Annotated in this window: 14 protein-coding genes; 4 read left to right on the forward strand and 10 right to left on the reverse strand. The window is 71.1% G+C overall.

Features of this window, described 5'->3' with window-relative positions:
* Nucleotides 1–9 precede the first annotated feature (9 nt).
* Nucleotides 10–669, reverse strand: a complete 660-nt coding sequence (locus DWB77_RS10135; protein ID WP_120720939.1) for a histidine phosphatase family protein — start codon at nt 667–669, stop codon at nt 10–12.
* Nucleotides 670–766: 97 nt separating this feature from the next.
* The gene (locus DWB77_RS10140; RefSeq protein ID WP_120727615.1) at nt 767–1,372 is read right to left on the reverse strand and encodes a YdbC family protein; all 606 of its coding nucleotides are present in this window, start codon (nt 1,370–1,372) and stop codon (nt 767–769) included.
* Nucleotides 1,373–1,480: 108 nt separating this feature from the next.
* Here DWB77_RS10140 and DWB77_RS10145 point away from each other — a divergent pair, with 108 nt between their 5' ends.
* Nucleotides 1,481–2,011 (forward strand): TerD family protein, encoded by a 531-nt coding sequence (locus tag DWB77_RS10145; protein ID WP_120720940.1) that lies wholly within the window; start codon nt 1,481–1,483, stop codon nt 2,009–2,011.
* A gap of 145 nt (nt 2,012–2,156) precedes the next feature.
* Here the strand turns inward: DWB77_RS10145 and DWB77_RS10150 are convergent, their stop codons facing one another.
* Complete coding sequence (locus DWB77_RS10150) at nt 2,157–5,051, reverse strand: vitamin B12-dependent ribonucleotide reductase (protein ID WP_120720941.1); 2,895 nt, start codon at nt 5,049–5,051, stop codon at nt 2,157–2,159.
* A gap of 154 nt (nt 5,052–5,205) precedes the next feature.
* A complete protein-coding gene (gene nrdR, locus DWB77_RS10155) occupies nt 5,206–5,727 on the reverse strand; it encodes a transcriptional regulator NrdR (RefSeq protein WP_120720942.1) in 522 nt (173 codons plus the stop codon).
* Nucleotides 5,728–6,282: 555 nt separating this feature from the next.
* Here nrdR and lexA point away from each other — a divergent pair.
* Nucleotides 6,283–7,074 (forward strand): transcriptional repressor LexA, encoded by a 792-nt coding sequence (gene lexA / locus DWB77_RS10160; RefSeq protein ID WP_120720943.1) that lies wholly within the window; start codon nt 6,283–6,285, stop codon nt 7,072–7,074.
* A gap of 112 nt (nt 7,075–7,186) precedes the next feature.
* Here lexA and DWB77_RS10165 read toward each other — a convergent pair whose 3' ends face one another.
* The 5 genes from DWB77_RS10165 to DWB77_RS10185 form a co-directional block, all read right to left on the reverse strand.
* Complete coding sequence (locus DWB77_RS10165) at nt 7,187–9,157, reverse strand: ATP-dependent DNA helicase (protein ID WP_120720944.1); 1,971 nt, start codon at nt 9,155–9,157, stop codon at nt 7,187–7,189.
* 38 nt (nt 9,158–9,195) lie between these two features.
* The gene (locus DWB77_RS10170; protein WP_246033838.1) at nt 9,196–11,127 is read right to left on the reverse strand and encodes an IucA/IucC family protein; all 1,932 of its coding nucleotides are present in this window, start codon (nt 11,125–11,127) and stop codon (nt 9,196–9,198) included.
* Between the two features lie 121 nt (nt 11,128–11,248).
* Complete coding sequence (locus DWB77_RS10175) at nt 11,249–12,214, reverse strand: GNAT family N-acetyltransferase (RefSeq protein ID WP_246033487.1); 966 nt, start codon at nt 12,212–12,214, stop codon at nt 11,249–11,251.
* A 30-nt stretch (nt 12,215–12,244) separates the two neighbouring features.
* A complete protein-coding gene (locus DWB77_RS10180) occupies nt 12,245–14,110 on the reverse strand; it encodes an IucA/IucC family protein (protein WP_120720945.1) in 1,866 nt (621 codons plus the stop codon).
* 35 nt (nt 14,111–14,145) lie between these two features.
* Nucleotides 14,146–15,555, reverse strand: coding sequence for a diaminobutyrate--2-oxoglutarate transaminase family protein (locus DWB77_RS10185; RefSeq protein WP_120720946.1), 1,410 nt, complete (start codon nt 15,553–15,555; stop codon nt 14,146–14,148).
* 343 nt (nt 15,556–15,898) lie between these two features.
* On the opposite strand from DWB77_RS10185, the gene DWB77_RS10190 reads away from it, so the two are divergent.
* Both DWB77_RS10190 and DWB77_RS10195 read left to right on the forward strand, forming a co-directional pair.
* Nucleotides 15,899–17,122: a trypsin-like serine peptidase gene (locus tag DWB77_RS10190; RefSeq protein WP_174248532.1), complete on the forward strand. Its 1,224-nt coding sequence runs from the start codon at nt 15,899–15,901 to the stop codon at nt 17,120–17,122.
* A gap of 188 nt (nt 17,123–17,310) precedes the next feature.
* Complete coding sequence (locus DWB77_RS10195) at nt 17,311–18,477, forward strand: trypsin-like serine peptidase (protein WP_120720947.1); 1,167 nt, start codon at nt 17,311–17,313, stop codon at nt 18,475–18,477.
* A 118-nt stretch (nt 18,478–18,595) separates the two neighbouring features.
* Here DWB77_RS10195 and hflX read toward each other — a convergent pair whose 3' ends face one another.
* Nucleotides 18,596–20,098, reverse strand: coding sequence for a GTPase HflX (gene hflX, locus DWB77_RS10200; RefSeq protein ID WP_120720948.1), 1,503 nt, complete (start codon nt 20,096–20,098; stop codon nt 18,596–18,598).
* Nucleotides 20,099–20,213 lie beyond the last annotated feature (115 nt).

The following is a 20,213-nucleotide window of genomic DNA, read 5'->3' on the forward strand; positions in this document are numbered from 1 at the left end:
ACGGCCACTCTATCCGGTGATCCCGTACGGCTCGGGGGCACGCCACCGCTGAAACGGCCGGTCGAGCGCGTACCGCCCGTCCGCACCGAGCAGCAGCGTCCTGGTCTCGGCGTTCCCCGGATTGGACAGCGACTCGAAGTCGGCCACGCTCCAGTGGAACCAGCGCATGCAGAACAGCCTCATGGTGAGCCCGTGCGTCACCAGGAGCACATTGGGCGGGTGGTCGGGCGCCTCGAAACTCCGGTACAGGCTCTCCAGGAACGCCCCTACCCGGTCGTAGACGTCGGCCCCCGACTCGCCCTGGGCGAAGCGGTAGAAGAAGTGCCCGTACGCGTCCCGGTAGGCCTTCTGGAGTTTGACGTCGTCCCGGTCCTGCCAGTTTCCCCAGTCCTGCTCGCGCAGCCGTGGCTCCTCGCGGATCCGTACCCGCGCGGGGTCGAGGCCGAAGGCCTGGAACGTCTGGTGCGTCCTGCGGTAGGGCGAGACGTAGACGCTGACCCGCTCGTCCTGGAACGTCTCGCGCAGCCGCTCCCCGGTCGCCTCGGCCTGGCGCAGGCCCGTCTCGGTGAGCCCCAGCGCATGGTCGGGCTCACGCTCGTACACGGTGTCGTCGGCATTGCCCTGCGACTCGCCATGCCGGACGAGGACGATGCGCCGTGGTCGTGCCATGCCCAAACCCTAGATCGCCCGCGCCACGATCGAGCACTTGTCCGGCCCCGTCCGGCGTAGCCTCCCCGGAACATCGCGGCCGGGACGGCCCTGGGGATCAGACCGTCCAGGCCGCGTCGAGCTGGACGACGTCGCCGTTGAGGGCCGCGATGTCGGTCTCGGTCTGGGCGAGCAGGGAGAGCCGCTTCAGGCGGTCGGCCCGGTACTTGCCGCGTTCGGCGGACGACCGCCACATGGAGAGCACCAGGAACTCATGGCCGGGCGCCTCGGCGAACACGCCGCGCAGCATGCCGGGAGAGCCCGCCATCGCCGGGTTCCAGATCCTCTGCTGCATCAGCGCGAAGTGCTCGACGCGCTCCTGGTGCACCGTGCAGTGCGCCACGCGCACCACGTCCGCGTCGGTGAAGCGCGGCTCGAAACCGGTCTTCACCTCGAAGCGGTGGTCGAAGAGCTTGACCTCCATGTCCTTGTACGTGCCGGACTGGGCGCCGGCGAGGCCGTCGTGCGCCCGCGCCATGAAGGAGTCGTAGAACGCCCGGCTCTCCCAGAAGCCGAAGACATGGGCCACTTCTGGCCGGCTCCGACTCCAGCCGCCGCCCTGCCCCCGGAAACCGGGCTCGCCCAGTAACCCCGCCCATTTCCGCTGCCCCCGCTCGAAACCGCGGCGGTCCACCACGGTGCAGCGAATCCACTTGACCAGCACCGCGCCATCGTACGGGGCGCGGGGCCAACTCATGGGCATCCGGCGCTCGTTGGGACCGTGACAGCATGGAGGCGGACGCGGGGAGACGGATGTGGGGAGGACTTGGCAATGAGCGGTATCGGCAAAGGGCTCGGCACGGTCGAGGTGGCGCTGCGGTGGGATCCCAGCCCCCTCGGCTCCGCCGCCCACGACCTGGACATCGTCGCCGGGGTCTACTCGGCGGCCGCCCCCGGCGGCCCGCCCGCCTACGGGGTGTACTTCGACCGCCGCTCCCCGGACGGCACCATCTCGCTCGACCGAGACAGCCGGACCGGCCAGGGCCTCGGGTACGACGAGGTGATGAGGCTGGAGCTCGGCCGGATGTCCACGGACTACGGGCGCGTGGTGGTGGGGGTGGTCATCCAGCAGCAGGGCGCGGGGCTCACCTTCGGCGAGGTGGCAGCCCCCGGCGTGCGGGTCCGCGAGGGGTACACCGAACTGTCGAACCACGACTTCGCCGCGGTGGCGGACGCCAGGGCGGCGACGGTCGCCGAGTTCGTCCGTGGCCCGTCGGGCGCCTGGGAGTTCCTCGACGAGGTCCGCGGATTCGACCTGGCCCCGGACGCGTTCATCGCCTCCATGGGCGCGGCCGACGCCTGATCGCACCGTACGCAGGAGGGGCCGTACGCATGCGGCCGTAGGCACGAGGGCCATAGGCACGACTGAGGGGACCGGCGCGTGCCGGTCCCCTCAGTGCGTTGTCGCTTGTTCAAACCCGCGCGTGGCTAAACCCGCGCGCCGGGTGTCAGCTGCAACCGCTGGTCGAGCCGCAGCCCTCGCAGATGTAGCAGGAGCCGGCCCGCTGCATCTTGGTGCCGCACGAGAAGCAGAGCGGCGCGTCCGCACTGACGCCGAGCTGCATCTCGACGAGCTCGGCCGAGTTGTGCGCGACCTTGGGGGCCGGCACCTCGACGGCCTTGGGGGCCGCCACGGCCTTCAGGGGCTCCGTCTGGCGCGGGGCGGACTGGGCCAGGCTCTCGACGTCCAGCTCGTCGTCCTCCAGGGTCGGCTCGTACGAACCGGTGTCCAGGTGACGCTGGCGCTCCTCGGCGGAGTGGATGCCGAGCGCGGAGCGCGTCTCGAACGGCAGGAAGTCAAGCGCCAGGCGACGGAAGATGTAGTCGACGATCGACTGCGCCATCCGCACGTCCGGGTCGTCCGTCATGCCGGCCGGCTCGAAGCGCATGTTGGTGAACTTCGAGACGTAGGTCTCCAGCGGCACGCCGTATTGGAGGCCGACGGAGACGGCGATGGAGAAGGCGTCCATCATGCCCGCGAGGGTGGAGCCCTGCTTGGACATCTTCAGGAAGACCTCGCCGAGGCCGTCGTCCGGGTAGGAGTTGGCCGTCATGTAGCCCTCGGCGCCACCGACCGTGAAGGAGGTGGTGATCCCCGGGCGGCCCTTGGGGAGGCGCTTGCGGACCGGGCGGTACTCGATGACCTTCTCGACCGCGGTGCGGATGGTGTCCTCGGCCTTGGCGGTGACCGCCTCCTTCTCCTTCTCCTTGGTCTTGGCGGAGAGGGGCTGGCCGACCTTGCAGTTGTCGCGGTAGATGGCGAGCGCCTTGACGCCCATCTTCCACGCCTCGAAGTAGACCTCTTCGACGTCCTCGACGGTCGCCGTCTCCGGCAGGTTGACCGTCTTGGACAGGGCGCCGGAGATCCACGGCTGGATGGCCGCCATCATGCGGACGTGGCCCATCGCGGAGATGGAGCGCTCGCCCATGGCGCAGTCGAAGACCTCGTAGTGCTCGGTCTTCAGGCCCGGGGCGTCGATGACGTTCCCGTTCTCGGCGATGTGGGCGACGATCGCCTCGATCGCCTCCTCCTGGTAGCCGAGGCGGCGCAGCGCCTGCGGCACGGTGCCGTTGACGATCTGCATCGAGCCGCCGCCGACCAGCTTCTTGAACTTGACCAGGGCGAGGTCGGGCTCCAGGCCGGTGGTGTCGCACGACATGGCGAGACCGATGGTTCCGGTGGGCGCGATGACCGAGGCCTGCGCGTTGCGGAAACCGTTCTTCGCGCCGAGCCGGATCACGTCCTGCCAGGCCTCCGTGGCGGCGGCCCAGATCGGGTTGTCCAGGTCGTCCACGTGGACGGCGACGGCGTTGGCGTCGGCGTGCTGCTTCATGACGCGCTGGTGCGGCTCGGCGTTGCGGGCGTAGCCGTCGTACGGGCCGACGACCGCGGCGAGCTCGGCGGAGCGCTTGTAGGACGTGCCGGTCATCAGGGAGGTGATGGCACCGGCGAGCGCGCGGCCGCCGTCGGAGTCGTAGGCGTGACCCGTGGCCATCAGCAGGGCGCCGAGGTTGGCGTAGCCGATGCCGAGCTGGCGGTAGGCGCGGGTGTTCTCGCCGATCTTCTGCGTCGGGAAGTCCGCGAAGCAGATGGAGATGTCCATCGCCGTGATGACCAGCTCGACGACCTTGGCGAAGCGCTCGACCTCGAAGGACTGGTGGCCCTTGCCGTCGTCCTTGAGGAACTTCATCAGGTTGAGGGACGCGAGGTTGCAGGACGTGTTGTCCAGGTGCATGTACTCGCTGCACGGGTTCGAGCCGTTGATGCGGCCGGACTCCGGGCAGGTGTGCCAGTGGTTGATGGTGTCGTCGTACTGGATGCCGGGGTCGGCGCAGGCCCAGGCCGCCTCGGCCATCTTGCGGAAGAGGGACTTGGCGTCGACCTCCTCGATGACGTCGCCCGTCATGCGGGACGTCAGGCCGAACTTGCCGCCCTGCTCGACCGCCGTCATGAACGCGTCGTTCACGCGGACCGAGTTGTTGGCGTTCTGGTACTGGACGGACGTGATGTCGTCGCCGCCCAGGTCCATGTCGAAGCCCGCGTCGCGCAGTGCGCGGATCTTCTCCTCTTCCTTCACCTTGGTCTCGATGAAGTTCTCGATGTCGGGGTGGTCGACGTCGAGGATGACCATCTTGGCCGCGCGGCGGGTCGCGCCACCGGACTTGATGGTTCCGGCCGACGCATCGGCGCCGCGCATGAAGGAGACGGGGCCCGAGGCGTTGCCGCCGGAGGAGAGCAGCTCCTTGGAGGAGCGGATGCGGGAGAGGTTCAGGCCGGCGCCGGAGCCGCCCTTGAAGATCATGCCCTCTTCCTTGTACCAGTCGAGGATCGACTCCATGGAGTCGTCGACGGACAGGATGAAGCAGGCCGAGACCTGCTGCGGCTGGGGCGTGCCGACGTTGAACCACACCGGCGAGTTGAAGCTGAAGATCTGGTGCAGGAGGGCGTACGCCAGCTCGTGCTCGAAGATCTCGGCGTCGGCGGGCGAGGCGAAGTACCCGTACTCCTCGCCGGCCTTCGTGTAGGTCTTCACGATCCGGTCGATGAGCTGCTTGAGACCGGTCTCGCGCTGCGGGGTGCCGACGGCCCCGCGGAAGTACTTGCTGGTGACGATGTTGACCGCGTTCACCGACCAGAAGTCGGGGAACTCGACGCCACGCTGCTCGAAGTTGACCGAGCCGTCGCGCCAGTTGGTCATGACGACGTCACGGCGCTCCCAGGCCACCTCGTCGTACGGATGCACGCCGGGGGTGGTGTGGATGCGCTCGATGCGCAGACCCTTGGTGGCCTTGGATCCCTTGGCTCGGGAGCCTCGTGCCGGGCCGCTCGCCGTCTCTGTCATTGCCGCCTCCCATACGCGGGCAAAAACGCCCAAAAGTGCCTGAATGTTCCCAAGGCACGGTGTTTGTCTGTTGCCATGGGCGCAGCCGAAGCGCACCCCTGACAGGTCTGGATTGCCGCCGATCGGCGACCGCGAGCCCGCCCGGGCCCCTCGGTCAGTCGGCAGCGGTGGCGGGCACGGGGACCTCGGGGGTCGCGCCGGCCACGCACTCGTCTGATGGATTGTCCCGAGGCTGCCGCTCGCGGAGTTCCACGATGGCCGCCTCGAAGTCTTCGAGCGTGTCGAACGCCCGGTACACGGACGCGAAGCGCAGGTACGCGACGAGGTCGAGCTCCTGCAACGGGCCCAGTATGGCCAGGCCCACGTCATGGGTGGTCAGCTCGGCACTGCCGGTGGCCCGCACCGCTTCCTCGACGCGCTGGCCGAGCTGGGCGAGGGCGTCCTCGGTGACCGGCCGCCCCTGGCACGCCTTGCGGACGCCGGAGATGACCTTGGTCCGGCTGAAGGGCTCGGTCACGCCGGAGCGCTTGATGACCATCAGCGAGGCCGTCTCCACCGTCGTGAAGCGACGGGAGCAGTCGGGGCACTGGCGGCGCCGCCGGATCGACGTGCCGTCGTCAGTCGTACGACTGTCGACGACACGGCTGTCGGGGTGCCTACAGAAGGGGCAGTGCATGGTTCCCAACCCTCCTTCACAGCACGACTGAATAGCCTCACCAGGCCTGGAATCCGCCCGCGAAGCGACCACAAGCATAGGCGATGGCCAGGGTCTTGATGGACCATGGACCACAACTTCTGGGCGGCTGTACCAATCCAACCACTAGATCTAGGGTTTTGCTGCTTATCCGGCCCCTACCGCGTGTCGGCGGCTCCCCGGTCCGGCCCGGCGATTTCCGGCCGCCCAAGACCTTACGGGACGCGCGTCGCACCGGGGGATCGCGGGGTGCCGGGTGACAGACTGGCGCCGGCACGCCGTCGTCGCACGCGACACGCGGCGGCTGCCCCGAAGGGCCTTCGAGGGGAGCTCATCAGGCGCCCGCCTCGGCGCTGAACGGTACCGTAATGGCCCGAATTGACGTTCGACGGGCCCCCAATCGGGAGTCGCACATACACCCACCCATAAGGCCACGCAGCGCGTTCTGCGATTTTTCACTCGAACGTGTGTTTGGCGCAACCTTTCGAAAGCCACTACCGTTGTCCAGCTAGGGAGACCAATTCGAGAGGGGCCGACGTGACCACCACCGCAGACAGTGCCACCATCACTGCCCAGGACCGCTCCCAGACCCGACGTGAGCCGGTGCATGCCATGAACGACGCAGTCACCAACCAGGGGGCGGACGCCACGCGGCCCGCCCGCTCGCTGCCAGGCCGGCCCCCAGGGATCAGGGCGGACAGTTCCGGCCTCACCGACCGGCAGCGCAGGGTCATCGAAGTCATCCGGGACTCCGTGCAGCGGCGTGGCTACCCCCCGTCGATGCGGGAGATCGGTCAGGCCGTCGGCCTCTCCAGCACCTCGTCCGTCGCCCACCAGCTGATGGCCCTCGAGCGCAAGGGCTTCCTGCGCCGCGACCCGCACCGGCCGCGCGCCTACGAGGTCCGCGGCTCCGACCAGCCGAGCAGCCAGGCCACCGACACCGCGGGCAAGCCCGCCGCGTCCTATGTGCCGCTGGTCGGCCGGATCGCCGCCGGTGGCCCGATCCTGGCGGAGGAGTCGGTCGAGGACGTCTTCCCGCTCCCCCGCCAGCTGGTGGGCGACGGCGAGCTGTTCGTCCTCAAGGTCGTCGGCGATTCGATGATCGAAGCCGCCATCTGTGACGGGGACTGGGTGACGGTCCGCCGCCAGCCGGTGGCCGAGAACGGCGACATCGTGGCGGCGATGCTGGACGGCGAGGCCACCGTCAAGCGCTTCAAGCGCGAGGACAACCACATCTGGCTGCTCCCGCACAACGCCGCCTACCAGCCGATTCCCGGCGACGACGCGACCATCCTGGGCAAGGTCGTGGCGGTGCTCCGGCGCGTCTGACCCCCGCGTCGGCCCCTGACCGGGCCCCGGGACCCTCTGCGCCGGTCCCGGGGCCCTGCTGTGTCTCCAGAGCCCCCGGCGGCACCAGTCCCCCGGCACCGGCCCGAGCGCGCTACTTCCCCTCGGCCGCGGCCGCCGCGTCGATGGCGGCGAGCGAGCGGCGCGCCTGGTTGCGGTCCGTGGTGTACCAGAAGTTGGGCAGCGAGGCCCGCAGATAGCTGCCGTAGCGGGCGTTGGCCAGCCTCGGGTCGAGCACCGCGACCACGCCCCGGTCGCCGGTCGCCCGGACGAGCCGGCCCGCGCCCTGAGCCATCAACAGCGCCGCATGGGTCGCGGCCACGGCCATGAAGCCGTTGCCGCCGCCCTCCTCGACTGCCTTCTGGCGGGCGCTCATCAGCGGGTCGTCGGGGCGCGGGAAGGGGATGCGGTCCATGACCACGAGCTGACAGCTCGGCCCGGGCACGTCCACGCCCTGCCACAGCGACAGGGTGCCGAACAGACAGGTCTTGGGGTCGGCCGCGAAGTTCCTGATCAGCTCGCCCAGCGTCTCCTCGCCCTGGAGCAGGATCGGATGGTCGAGGCGCCCCCGCAGTTCCTCGGCGGCGGCCTGCGCCGCCCGCATCGAGGAGAACAGACCGAGGGTGCGGCCGCCGGCCGCCTCCACCAGCTCGGCCAACTCGTCCATCATGTCGCCCCGCGAACCCTCGCGGCCGGGCGTGGCCAGGTGCTTGGCGACGTACAGGATGCCCTGCTTGGGATAGTCGAAGGGCGAGCCCACGTCCAGGCCCTTCCACTGCGGGACGTCCTCGCCGGTGGTGCCCTCCGGGGAGAGGCCGAGGGAGGCGCCCACCCCGTTGAAGTCCCCGCCCAGCTTGAGGGTGGCCGAGGTCAGGACGACCGAGCGGTCGTTGAAGAGCTTCTCTCTGAGCAGACCCGACACCGACAGCGGGGCGACCCGCAGTGACGCGCCGAAGCGGTCGTGGCGCTCGTACCAGACGACGTCCCACTCGGAGCCGTTGGTGATGCGCTCCGCCACGCCGTGCACCGTCTCGACCATCGCGAGGGCCTGCTTGCGCACGGCGTCCTCGTCCTGGACGGACTTGTCACGGGTGGAGCCGAGCGCCGAGACGACCTCCCGGGCGGCGTCGCGCAGCGCCATGAGCGCATAGCCGAGGTCCTCCGGGATCTCCTCCAAGCGCCCCGGCAGCGCCAGCTCCATGATCCGCTCGAAGCCTTCGGCGGCGGTCTGGAGGCCGTCGGCCACCTTCTCGTTGACCAGCTTGGCGCTGCGCCGCACGGCCCGGTTGACCTGGCCGGGAGTGAGCTCGCCGGTGGCGACGCCGGTGACCCGGGAGACCAGCTCGTGTGCCTCGTCGACGATCAGGACCTCGTGCTGCGGCAGGACCGGGGCGCCCTCGATCGCGTCGATGGCGAGCAGGGCGTGGTTGGTGACGACGACATCGGAGAGCTTGGCGCGCTCCCGGGCCATCTCCGCGAAGCACTCCGCGCCATAGGCGCACTTCGAGGCGCCCAGGCATTCGCGGGAGGACACCGAGACCTGGCTCCACGCCTTGTCCGAGACGCCCGGCGTCAGGTCGTCGCGATCACCGGTCTCCGTCTCGTCCGCCCAGTCCCGCATCCTGAGGAGGTCCTTGCCCAGCTTGCTGGTGGGCGCGGCCGATTCGAACTGGTCGAAGAGGCCCTCGTCCTCGTCCTGCGGGGCGCCCTCGTGGAGGCGGTGCAGACACAGGTAGTTGGAGCGGCCCTTGAGCATGGCGAACTGCGGCCGGCGGCGCAGCAGCGGGTGCAGCGCGTCCACGGTGCGGGGCAGGTCGCGCTCCACGAGTTGGCGCTGGAGCGCCAGCGTCGCGGTGGCGATCACGACGCGCTCCCCGTGCGCCAGGGCCGGCACCAGATAGCCCAGGGACTTTCCGGTGCCCGTTCCGGCCTGGACCAGCAGGTGGGAGCTGTCGTCGACGGCGTCGGCGACGGCGGTGGCCATGGTGACCTGGCCAGGCCGCTCCACGCCGCCGACGGCGGTCACGGCGGCGTGCAGGAGCTCGGGGAGTGAAGGCTTTGTCATAGCCAGACCACCCTACGGCGCGCCACTGACAATCCGATTCACTCCATCGGAGCGAGCGGGTTCGCCACGGTGCCGTAAACGGTGGCGTGCGGCCGCTCGGGGCGGTCCCGGTAGCCGTCGGTGTGCAGTCGGTTCCGGTTCAGGCAGAGCCGGTCGATCACGGGCGTGAGCAGGTCGAACGTCTCGTAGCGGTCCTTGTCGTCGGGGAAGCGGGTCTGGTGGCGCAGGATCTCGTCGCGCACCAGGGCCCAGAACTCGGCCTCCGCGACGCCCAGTTGGTCCTCGCAGAGCGGGGCCAGGAACCGGAAGACGCCCACGAAGAGCCCCGAATGAATGAACTGGGTGAGGAAGGAGGGCCGCTCGGTGAGCAGGATGTTCCGCACGTCCTCGGGCATCGAGTCGTGCTCGGGGAGGTGCTCGGCGCTCACGTTGATGTCGTCGACGAAGTCCTTGATCGCGAGCCGTACGGGCACGTCCCGGTCGTCGAAGACGACGATGGCGTTCTCCCCGTGCGGCGAGAACACCGTGCCGTAGCGGTACAGGAAGCGCAGGAGCGGCGGCAGCAGGGCGCCGAAGAGCCGGCGCAGCCACACCCGGGGTTCGAGGCCCGAGCGGGCGACGAGTTCGGCCGTGAAGGCCCGGCCCTCGGGGTCGGTGCTCAGGAGCGCGGCCAGGGTACGGGCCCGTTCGCCCGGCTCCAGCTTCGGCAGCAGCGGCTCGCGCCAGATCGCTCCGAGCAACTCCTTGTACTGGTAGGGGACTTCGGCGATGCGGTCGTAGACGGGGTGTTCCACCGCGACGGAGGCGACCTCGCCGAGGAGGATGACCCGGCATTCGTCCCGCAGGAAGGGGTCCTTCGCGCACAGGCCCTGCACCCAGGCCGTGACGGCCGGCGCGGCCACGGTGCGCTCGGTCGGCAGGCCGCGCCAGACCAGGGTGTTGAGGATGGACAGCGGCAGCTTCACCGTGTGCCGCTCGGGCCGGGTGAGGTTCAGGAAGGTGCGGATGGACTGCTGGGGCAGGCGTACGTCGCCGTCGGTGGGGAGCGGCACGATGGCGTTGTCGGCGACGGCGGGCGCGAAGAGCGGCAGGATCATCTCCGTCCACTGCCAGGGGTGGACGGGCAGATAGAGGTAGGCCGCCGGATCGAGGCCCCGGGCCCGCAGTGCCGCGGCGAACGCCTCGCGGACGGTGGCGTCGAGCTCACGGGCGTAGAGCAGGTCGGGGGTGGCGAGGGCTGCGACACCGCGGTAGCCGGCGAGGTCCGTGCGGACCGCGATCCAGGGCAGGGTGGCCGGAGTGCGGGCTTCCGGGTTCCAGCGCGCGGCGTCGTCGGCGGAGAAACCCAGTCGGCCCTTGTTGAGCACGAGCCAGGGATGGCCGCTCTGGTGGCCCTCCAGCTCGGCGTAGCCCAGGTCGGCGAGGCGGGCCGCGGGCAGCGCCGTGGAGTGCAGGCGGGTGTCCGCGGCGAGGGTGGCGGTGAGTTCCCGCACGAGGTGGCCGAAGGTCGCGCCGTCCACGCCGAGGGTTCGCCGGGCGAGCGCGAGGAAGCGGATGGGGTCGCCGAAGGGTTCGGGGCGCGTGAGCGGTGAGCCGGCCCCGCTGAGGGCGCCGTCGCGTCCGGCTCCCCGAGTCCGCTCGACCCCGTGAGCCCTCTCGACGCCCTGAGCGCCCTTGGCTCCCTGAGCCCGCTCGGTCCGGCGGAGGGAGTCGGGGTCGACCTGCCAGCCGCCGTACGCACCGCGCCGGGCGAGGAAGGTGAGGGTGCTGCCGTCGTCCAGGGCGAACCCGTAGTGGCCCGTGAACCCGTACTGAGCTGGGCTTTTCTCGGGCCGACCGGCGTTGTCAGTGGTGGGGTCCACCATGGGACGCACGATCTCCTCGTACGCGAAGGCGCCGACCATCTTCGCGAGGAGGAGGCGTCCCGCACGGTCCCAGGCCTCGCGGTTCAGCTCGGGCGGCGCAAGCAGCCCGGACGGGGCTTCGGTGTCGAGGAGGCCGCGGGAGTCACGGGGGGAAGGAGGGTTCGGCACAAAGTCTCCTCGGCGGTGGAACCGATTCGGGGCGGGTGGGGTATGCGGAGCGGGGCGTTCACAGCAGGTTCCTGAGCGCGCGGTCGCGGACCATCAGGGCGGCGCGCTTGTCGGGCAGGTCGACCTCCGCGTGGAAGCGGAAGCCCGCGCTGAGGAACGCGGAGACGGAGGGGGTGTTGCGCAGATCGGGTTCGGCGATCACGCGGGGGCAGTGCGGACGGTTGTCGAGGATCAGGTCGGCGAGGGCCCTGAGCAGCAGGGTGCCGACGCCCCGGCCGCGGTCGCCGACGCCACCGACGAGCAGATGGACCCCGGTGTCGTGGGGGCGGGCCGGATAGTGCCGGGCCAGCGGGTCCAGGTCCGCTCGGTAGATCTCCCAGTAGCTCATGGGGGTGCCGTCGAGGACGCCAAGACAGGGCACGCTGCGGCCGTCGCCGTCCAGTAGTTCGCGCACATGGGCGGCGGTGACGGAGTCGGGTCCCGCCAGGTTCCAGAAGGCGGCCACCGCGGGGTCGTTCATCCACTGGGTCAGGAGGGCGAGGTCACGTTCGAGACGTACGGGTACGAGGTGGAACGCGCCGAGCGGCGTCGTGGCGGGCGTCCAGTCGCCGGGTGAGTCGAGCAGGTCCTCCACGACCGGGCCGGGCCTTCGGGAGGCCGTGCCCGTCCCTGCCCCCGGTAGCGCGGTGGGGCCGGGAGCGGCCGGTTCAACCGCGCTGGCCAGGGGTGCGCGCAAGAGGGCCGGGCCTTTCGGGGGCGAGGACCCGGCGGGGAGTGCGGGGCCACCCGGGCCGATCCCTGAACTCGGCCTGCCCGCGCGGGAATTGGGGCTCTCGGGGATCGGCTCGCCCGGTCGCCGCGGGCCGCCGGACCGCGCCTCATGGGGCTCCGGCCCGCCCGGCCCGGTGGTGTCCGCCCCGTCGAGCAGGGCGAGCAGTTCCTCGGGCAGCTGGAGGTCCAGGGTGTCCTCGGCCCCCTCCCCCTGGGGGGCGGCGGGGCCTGTGCCGGCATCGGTGGGAGGCACGGCGACGCTCCTCTCAGCGGTTCGTACGGGTCACGTTCCCTGCGTGTGCAGGGGGTTGGTGAGGGTGACGTAGACGGACTGGGTGTCGACGGGGCCGACGAGTTCGTCGAGGCCGTGCAGCCGGGTCAGCAGATTGGCCTTGCAGCGCAGCGTCGGACTGTCCAGCAGGAGGGCGGGGAGGGGTGAGCCGAGGTCGGTGGCCCGGGCGAGGAACCGGCGCAGGGCGGCGAGCAGGACCCGCTCGTCGGCGAGGTGCTGGGCGCCGAAGGCCCCGATGAGGCCGAGGATGTTGTTGATGCCGAGGTAGTAGGCGAAGCGTTCATCGGTGACGGCGTCGGGCACGAAGGTGTCGCTGGTGGCGCCGATGCCCGGCAGTCGGCGCTCCAGGGCGGCACGGCGCGAGTCGCGGAAGTAGTAGCCCTGGTTGTCGCGGTAGCGGCCGCCGACGGGCCAGCCGTCGGGGTCGAGCAGGACCAGGGTGTTCTGCTGGTGGGCCTCCAGGGCGATGCCCACCGTGCCGTCCAGCCAGAGCAGCGGGCGTACGACCTGGTCGAGGTAGCGCAGGAACCACTCGGCGCAGACCGCGGGGGTGGGCCGGCCGGTGCGGGTGGCGAGCCGGAGCACCACGTCAGAGAGGCGCGAGTGCGTTCCGGTGCGGCCCGGCATGGGTCGTGGCGCGGTGAGCGCGGCGATGCAGACCGCGTCGTCGCCGGGGGCGAACGGATTGTGGCGGAGCATGACGTCAAGGCCGGGCAGCGCCTCGCCGTCGGGGGTGTCGACGGCGAGCCAGGCGGGATCGCGGACGATGTCGAAGCAGGGATGGGCCGCCCGCCACTCGTCGCCGAGCCCGGATCGCAGCAGGCGGTGCACCTCGACGCCCCGGTGGAGTTCCTTGCGGAGGTTCTCCCGGCGGGAGTTGGTGATGCGTACGCCGAGCGACAGTTTGAGCATGGCGTCGGCGCCGGGGCGGTGCACGGTGCGCACGGACGACGTGGGGTGCCAGGGCTCGCCGTGCGGGCCCAGGTCGTGGAGGAGTCCGGCGTCGAGGAGGGCTGCGACGGCGGGGCGCTGGACGATGTCGCGGGCCTGCCAGGGGTGCAGGGGCAACGGGACGGTCCCGGGCGGCAGTTGGAGGCCGTCCGTGAAGCGGAGGGCGAGTTCCGCGGCGGGGACGGTGCGGCCGTCCTCGGTCCAGGCCGAGTCGGAGGCGAGGACGGCGGGGTCGACGGCCATCCAGTGCAGCGGGAAGGAGCCGTACAACTCGGGCGAGTAGCGGCGCACTTCGGCGTCGGAGAGGCCTTCGCGGCTCTTCGGGGTGGGGTGCAGGGGGTGGCCGAGGAGGAGGGACTGTTCGGCGGTGAGGAAGAGGTCGGCGCTCTCGCGCGGGCCGGGTCGCTCGCGCCGGTCGGCGATGAAGTCGGCGGTGCGGCGCACCGAGTCGGCGACGCGCCCCACCAGGTCGGCGCTCTGGCTCAGGCCCGCCTCGCGGCCGAGGAGGGCGGCGACGGTGACGGCGTCGGCGGCCTGCGCGTCGGCGCGGGCGCCGTGCAGGGTGGGCCGGTCGAACCGGTGCCAGCCGGTGGGCGACCAGTACCGGACGGGCACGAGCAGGGCGGTGCCGCTGGCGGGCAGCGCGATGCGCAGGAGTGGCCCGTCGGGTGCGGCCAGGTCGTTCTCGCGCACCCAGCAGCGCAACAGGTTCTCGACGGCGGCCGCTTCGGCGGCGGCCTTGGGGTCGGCGGCGTCGAGCGGGTCGTGTTCGTCGCGGGCGGTCAGTCGTTCGCCGTGGATCCCGGCCTTCTGGCGCGGCACCGTCGTCGGCTCGGCGGCCGGGCCGCGGTCGGCGCCGACCGGGCCGTCGGCCTCGTGCGCTTCGGGGGCTGGGGTGGGGTTCACGGCGGTCTTCCTTGGGAGCTGGGGGTGGTCCGGGATCAGTGGGCCGGTCCGGTCCCGGCCCGGTGGCGGGCGCCGGCCTCCGGGTCGGCTCGCGGGTGCGGGGCGCGGGCGGCGGCGGCCACCGCGTCGGCGAGCCGGTCGAGGACGGCCACGGCCTGCTCGTCGGTGAGGGTGAGCGGGGGCAGCAGGCGTACGACGCTGGAGTGGCGGCCGCCGAGTTCGACGATGAGGCCGCGTCGCAGACACTCCTGCTGGACGACGGCGGCGAGCGCGGGGTCGGGTGGCGGCGGATCGCCGGAGCCGAGGTCCTCGCGCTCGGGGTCGACGAGTTCCACACCGATCATCAGGCCCCGGCCGCGTACGTCGCCGACGCAGGGATGCTCGGCGGCGAGCCCCTGCAACTGGCCGAGCATGCGGGCTCCGAGGACCGCCGCGCGGTCGGCGAGCCGGTTCTCGCGGACATGTGCGAGGGTGGCGGCGCCTGCCGCCATGGCGAGCTGGTTGCCGCGGAACGTGCCGGCGTGGGCGCCCGGTTTCCAGGTGTCGAGGCCGTCCCGGTAGACGATCACGGCGAGCGGCAGCGAGCCGCCGATGGCCTTGGAGAGCACCATCACATCGGGCACCACGCCGCTGTGTTCGACGGCCCAGAAGGTGCCGGTGCGGCCGACGCCCGTCTGCACCTCGTCGGCGATCAGCGGGATGGAGCGGCTCGCGGTGATCTCGCGCATGCGACGCATCCAGGCGTCGGGCGCCGGGTGCACCCCGCCCTCCCCCTGCACCGGTTCGAGGATCATCCCGGCCGGTGCGGGCACGCCGGACTTGGGGTCGTCGAGGAGGTTCTCGGTCCAGCGGGCGGCGAGCTCCGCTCCGCGTTCGCCGCCGACTCCGTACGGGCAGCGGTAGTTGTGCGGGTAGGGCAGCCGGGTCACCCGGACGTCGCGGGCGCCCCCGGAGACGGCGAGGGCGCCCGCGGTCATGCCGTGGTAGGCGCCGGTGAAGGCGAGCATGCCGGTGCGTCCGGTGGCGGTGCGCACCAGTGTGAGGGCGGCCTCCACGGCGTCCGTGCCGGCCGGTCCGCAGAACTGGATCCGTGCGGTGTCGGCGAGTTGGCGCGGCAGGGTGGCGAAGAGCTCCGTGGTGAAGGCGTCCTTGACCGGGGTGGCGAGGTCGAGGACTTGCAGCGGGGCGCCCGAGTCGAGGACCTTGCGGATCGCTTCGAGCACGACGGGGTGGTTGTGGCCGAGCGCCAGGGTCCCCGCCCCCGAGAGGCAGTCGAGATAGCGCCGTCCGTCCGCGCCCTCGATCGTCAGGCCGCGGGCCCGCACGGGCACGATGGGCAGCGATCGGGCGTAGGTGCGGGCCGCCGACTCCCGGAGGGACTGCCTGCGCAGGATTCCCTCGTGGGCGCCGGACAGGGCCGTCGTAGCTGGTTCGGTCACGGCCACTGCTGCTGGTCCTCCCGCTGTGACGGTTCCGTATCGCGTCCGTTGCGCGGCACGTACGCCCACGCTGAACGCTGTCCTGATGTCCCCCGTACGTACCAACGACGCCGGCACCGCCGGATCACGGCTTGGGGCCAAGTTCCTTGGCCTCAAGCAAGGTTCGCCTTACCGGGCCGGCCGGACCTCGTCGGCGGGGGCGCGTCCGCGGCCCTGCCGCGTACCGTCCCCGGCGACACCGGCATAGTGGGGGCCGCACGGCGGCACCGGTCCTCGGTGTCGCGGTTCGAGATCTACGAGTTCAGAAGACGAAGACGCTGTGAAGACGAAGTTCCAGGGGGAATGCGACATGCGACCGACACGCCCGTCCAGCGCCGAGCGCGCGGGGAGGGGAGCGCGGCGCGGGGTTGTGCCCGGGCTCGCGGCCCTCGGTCTGACGGCCGCGCTCGCGCTGACCGCGACCGCCTGTGGTCCCGGCGATTCCAGTGCCGACGGCAAGCCGACGGCCTCGGCGACCGCGAGCGGCGCCGACCAGCTCCAGATACCGGACGACGTCAAGGAGCGGCTGAAGAAGCACGGGTTCGACCTGGACAAGTGGAAGAACGGCGAGTGGCGGAACTGGGACCGGGCCACGTGGCTGCGCGAGGCCAAGGACTACGTCAACCCGATCATCCAGGACCTGTGGGACCCGGACCGGATGCGCAAGGCGGAGAAGCCGCCGGAGAAGACGGTCCCCAATGACATCTCCGGCGACAAGGGCGTGACGGACCCGGTACCGGCGCCGGTGAAGGCGGTCGCGGTGAAGGCGCCGTACCACCAGAGCCTGCCGGAGCTGGGCAAGTTGTTCTTCGACGGTCCCGAGGGCTCCATGGTGTGCTCCGCGACCGTCGTCAAGGACCCGGCGCACCCCGGCAAGTCCAACCTGGTGTGGACCGCGGGCCACTGTGTGCACGCGGGCGCCAAGGGCGGCTGGTACCGCAACATCGCCTTCGTCCCCTCGTACAACAACACCAACCTGCCGACCTCCCAGTTGCAGAAGGCCACCAAGCCGCAGATCGCGCCGTACGGCGTGTACTGGGCGGACTGGGCGCAGACCTCGCAGCAGTGGATCGAGGGCGGTGGCCCGACCGGCGGCAAGGGCGCGCCCTATGACTTCGCGGTGCTGCACATGACGCCGGAGAAGGGCTCGAACGGCAAGTCCCTGGAGGAGACGGTCGGCGGGGCGCTCCCGGTGGACTTCAACGCGCCGGCCGTGCCGAAGATCGGCGCGATGACGGCCAACGGCTATCCGGCGGCGGCGCCGTACGACGGCCAGAAGCTGTACCAGTGCAAGGACAGGCCGGGCCGGCTCTCGCTCGCCACGAGCATGCCGACGATGTACCGCCTCGGCTGCACCATGACCGGTGGCTCCTCGGGCGGCGGCTGGATCGCCACGGGCTCCGACGGCAAGCCCTCGCTGGTCTCCAACACCTCCATCGGGCCGGTCACGGCGGGCTGGCTGGCCGGGCCGCGTCTGGGCGCGGAGGCCAAGGGTGTCTATGACTCGGTGAGCACCAAGTACGCCGGGCGGTAAGCGGCTTGCGGGGGTCCTGTGAACGCCGGGACCCCCGTTCTCGCCCCCCTCGCCGAGCAGGCATAGTGGGGGCCGCACGGTGGGCGGCCGAGTGCACGGCCGCCCATCGCAATGACAAGTACATGGCAAAACCTGCCCGTTGTGGGCAGGCTCATCAGGGGGAATCGTCTTTCATGCGATCCATACGCATGCGATCCATACGTCCGCTGCTCGCCGTCACCGGCCTGGCCGCGACTCTCGCGCTGACCGCCACCGCGTGCGGCCCGGGCGGGGACGAGGCCGACGGCAAGCCGTCCGCCTCGAACTCCGCCCCGGCCAAGGGCGGCGGCTCCACCGCTCCCGCCGACCTGGCCGACACCCTCAAGAAGCACGGGGTGGACCTGGACAAGTACAAGAACGGCGGATGGCAGAACTGGGACAAGGACACCTGGCTGCGTGAGGCCAAGGACTTCGTCAACCCGGTGATCGACGGCCTGTGGAAGCCGGACCGGATGAAGTCCGCCAAGGACCCGCAGAAGACCATGGCGACCGGTGACGTCAACGGCGGCATCTCCGACCCGGAGCCCGCGCCCGTCAAGGCCGTCCAGGAGAGGCTGCCGTACCACAGCTACGCGGCGCCGGTCGGCAAGGTGTTCTTCGACTCCCCCAAGGGCTCCATGGTCTGCTCGGGCACCGTCGTGAAGGACCCGGCCCACCCCGGCAGGTCCAACATGGTGTGGACCGCGGGCCACTGCGTGCACCAGGGCGGCTCCGGCGGCTGGTACCGCAACATCGCCTTCGTGCCCTCCTACAACGACAAGGGCAAGTCGTCGGCGGCGCTCGACAACGCACGCCCCCAGGAGATCGCCCCCTACGGCGTGTTCTGGGCCGACTGGGCCTCGACGTCCAATGAGTGGATCCAGAACGGCGGCCCGACCGGCGGCACCGGCGCGCCCTACGACTACGCGGTGCTGCATGTGAAGCCGGAGAACGGCACCAAGTCCCTCGAGGAGACCGTCGGCAACGCCCTGACCGTCAACTTCTCCGCGCCCGACGCCCACGCCGTCAGCGCGATGGGCGCCTGGGGCTACCCGGCGGCGCCGCCCTACGACGGCCTCCAGATGTTCAAGTGCGTCGACCGCCCGGGCCGGCTCTCCATCACGCCCGGCACCCCCGCTATGTACCGCATCGGCTGCACCATGACGGGTGGCTCCTCGGGCGGCGGCTGGTTCATGAACGGCCCCGACGGCAAGCTACAGCTCGTCTCCAACACCTCGATCGGCCCGGTCACTTCGGGCTGGCTGGCCGGCCCGCGGCTCGGCGCGGGCGCCAAGGCGCTCTTCGACTCGATGAGCGCGAAGCACGGCGGCCAGTGACCGACCCGCTCGACAGCGCGAAGCACGCACGCTGAAAGGCCCGCCCCCATCCGGATGGGGGCGGGCCTTTCGCCGCTCGAACCGCGTGAACTACCCGTTCAGCGGCGGCACTTGACCGTCAGTGCGCGGCCGGCACATAGGGCGCCAGCTCGGCGGCGAGAGCCTCGTGCACCCGGGCCTTGAGCACGGTGCCCTCCGCGACGTGCTCCTCGGAGATCACCTCGCCCTCGGCGTGCGCCCGGGCCACCAGCTGCCCGTGGGTGTACGGCACCAGCGCCTCGATCTCGATCGCGGGGCGCGGCAGTTCGGTGTCGATGAGCGCGAGCAGCTCCTCGATGCCCTCACCGGTACGGGCCGAGACCGCCAGGGAGTGCCGCTCGATGCGCAGCAGTCGCTGGAGGACGACCGGGTCCGCCGCGTCCGCCTTGTTGATGACCACGATCTCCGGCACGTCGACCGCGCCGACGTCACGGATCACCTCGCGCACCGCGGCGAGCTGCTCCTCCGGCGCCGGGTGCGATCCGTCCACCACGTGCAGGATCAGGTCGGAGTCGCCGACCTCCTCCATCGTGGAGCGGAACGCCTCGACGAGGTGGTGCGGCAGATGCCGTACGAATCCGACGGTGTCGGCCAGCGTGTACAGCCGACCGCTGGGCGTCTCGGCCCGGCGGACCGTCGGGTCGAGGGTGGCGAACAGCGAGTTCTCCACCAGCACGCCCGCGCCCGTGAGGCGGTTGAGCAGCGAGGACTTTCCGGCGTTGGTGTACCCCGCGATGGCGACCGAGGGCACCTTGTTGCGGCGCCGTTCCTGGCGCTTGATCTCGCGGCCGGTCTTCATCTCCGCGATCTCCCGGCGCATCTTCGCCATCTTCTCGCGGATCCGCCGACGGTCCGTCTCGATCTTGGTCTCACCGGGGCCGCGGGTGGCCATGCCGCCGCCACCGCTGGATCCGCCGCCGCCCATCTGACGCGACAGGGACTGACCCCAGCCGCGCAGCCGCGGCAGCATGTACTGCATCTGCGCCAGCGAGACCTGCGCCTTGCCCTCACGGGACTTGGCGTGCTGGGCGAAGATGTCGAGGATCAGGGCGGTCCGGTCGACCACCTTGACCTTGACGACGTCTTCGAGGTGGATGAGCTGGCCGGGGCTGAGCTCACCGTCGCAGACCACCGTGTCCGCGCCGGTCTCCAGGACGATGTCCCGCAGCTCCTGCGCCTTGCCGGAGCCGATGTAGGTGGCCGGGTCGGGCTTGTCACGGCGCTGGTAGACGCCGTCGAGCACCAGGGCGCCCGCCGTCTCGGCGAGGGCCGCGAGCTCGGCGAGCGAGTTCTCCGCGTCCTGGAGCGTCCCCGTGGTCCATACGCCGACCAGCACCACGCGCTCCAGGCGCAGCTGGCGGTACTCGACCTCGGTGACGTCCTCGAGCTCGGTGGACAGGCCCGCCACGCGCCGCAGCGCGGCACGCTCGGAGCGGTCCAGCTGGTCGCCGTCCCGCGCTCCGTCGATCTCGTGGCTCCAGGCGACGTCCTCTTCCATCAGGGCATCGGCCCGAAGGCTCTCGGTGCGGGGCGTGTCCGCGAAGCTCTGCTCGTCCTGGGAAGGGGATGAAGAGGAGGTCATTGGATCCTTTACGTCGTTGGGGTTTTCCGGACCGGAGCTCCCGAGGGAATTCCGGCTGTGTCGGTCACAACGCGTAATGGGCCCCAATGATTCCCGGACGGAATCGGCCTCGGCG

This window comes from Streptomyces hundungensis, assembly GCF_003627815.1.
Lineage (GTDB): Bacteria > Actinomycetota > Actinomycetes > Streptomycetales > Streptomycetaceae > Streptomyces > Streptomyces hundungensis_A.

Bases quoted from the DNA above. Each gene is read 5' to 3' on its own strand.
- DWB77_RS10135 (WP_120720939.1), bottom strand. From the start codon at position 669: ATGGCACGACCACGGCGCATCGTCCTCGTCCGGCATGGCGAGTCGCAG.
- DWB77_RS10145 (WP_120720940.1), top strand. From the start codon at position 1,481: ATGAGCGGTATCGGCAAAGGGCTCGGCACGGTCGAGGTGGCGCTGCGG.
- DWB77_RS10150 (WP_120720941.1), bottom strand. From the start codon at position 5,051: ATGACAGAGACGGCGAGCGGCCCGGCACGAGGCTCCCGAGCCAAGGGA.
- nrdR (WP_120720942.1), bottom strand. From the start codon at position 5,727: ATGCACTGCCCCTTCTGTAGGCACCCCGACAGCCGTGTCGTCGACAGT.
- DWB77_RS10165 (WP_120720944.1), bottom strand. From the start codon at position 9,157: ATGACAAAGCCTTCACTCCCCGAGCTCCTGCACGCCGCCGTGACCGCC.
- DWB77_RS10190 (WP_174248532.1), top strand. From the start codon at position 15,899: ATGCGACCGACACGCCCGTCCAGCGCCGAGCGCGCGGGGAGGGGAGCG.
- DWB77_RS10195 (WP_120720947.1), top strand. From the start codon at position 17,311: ATGCGATCCATACGTCCGCTGCTCGCCGTCACCGGCCTGGCCGCGACT.
- hflX (WP_120720948.1), bottom strand. From the start codon at position 20,098: ATGACCTCCTCTTCATCCCCTTCCCAGGACGAGCAGAGCTTCGCGGAC.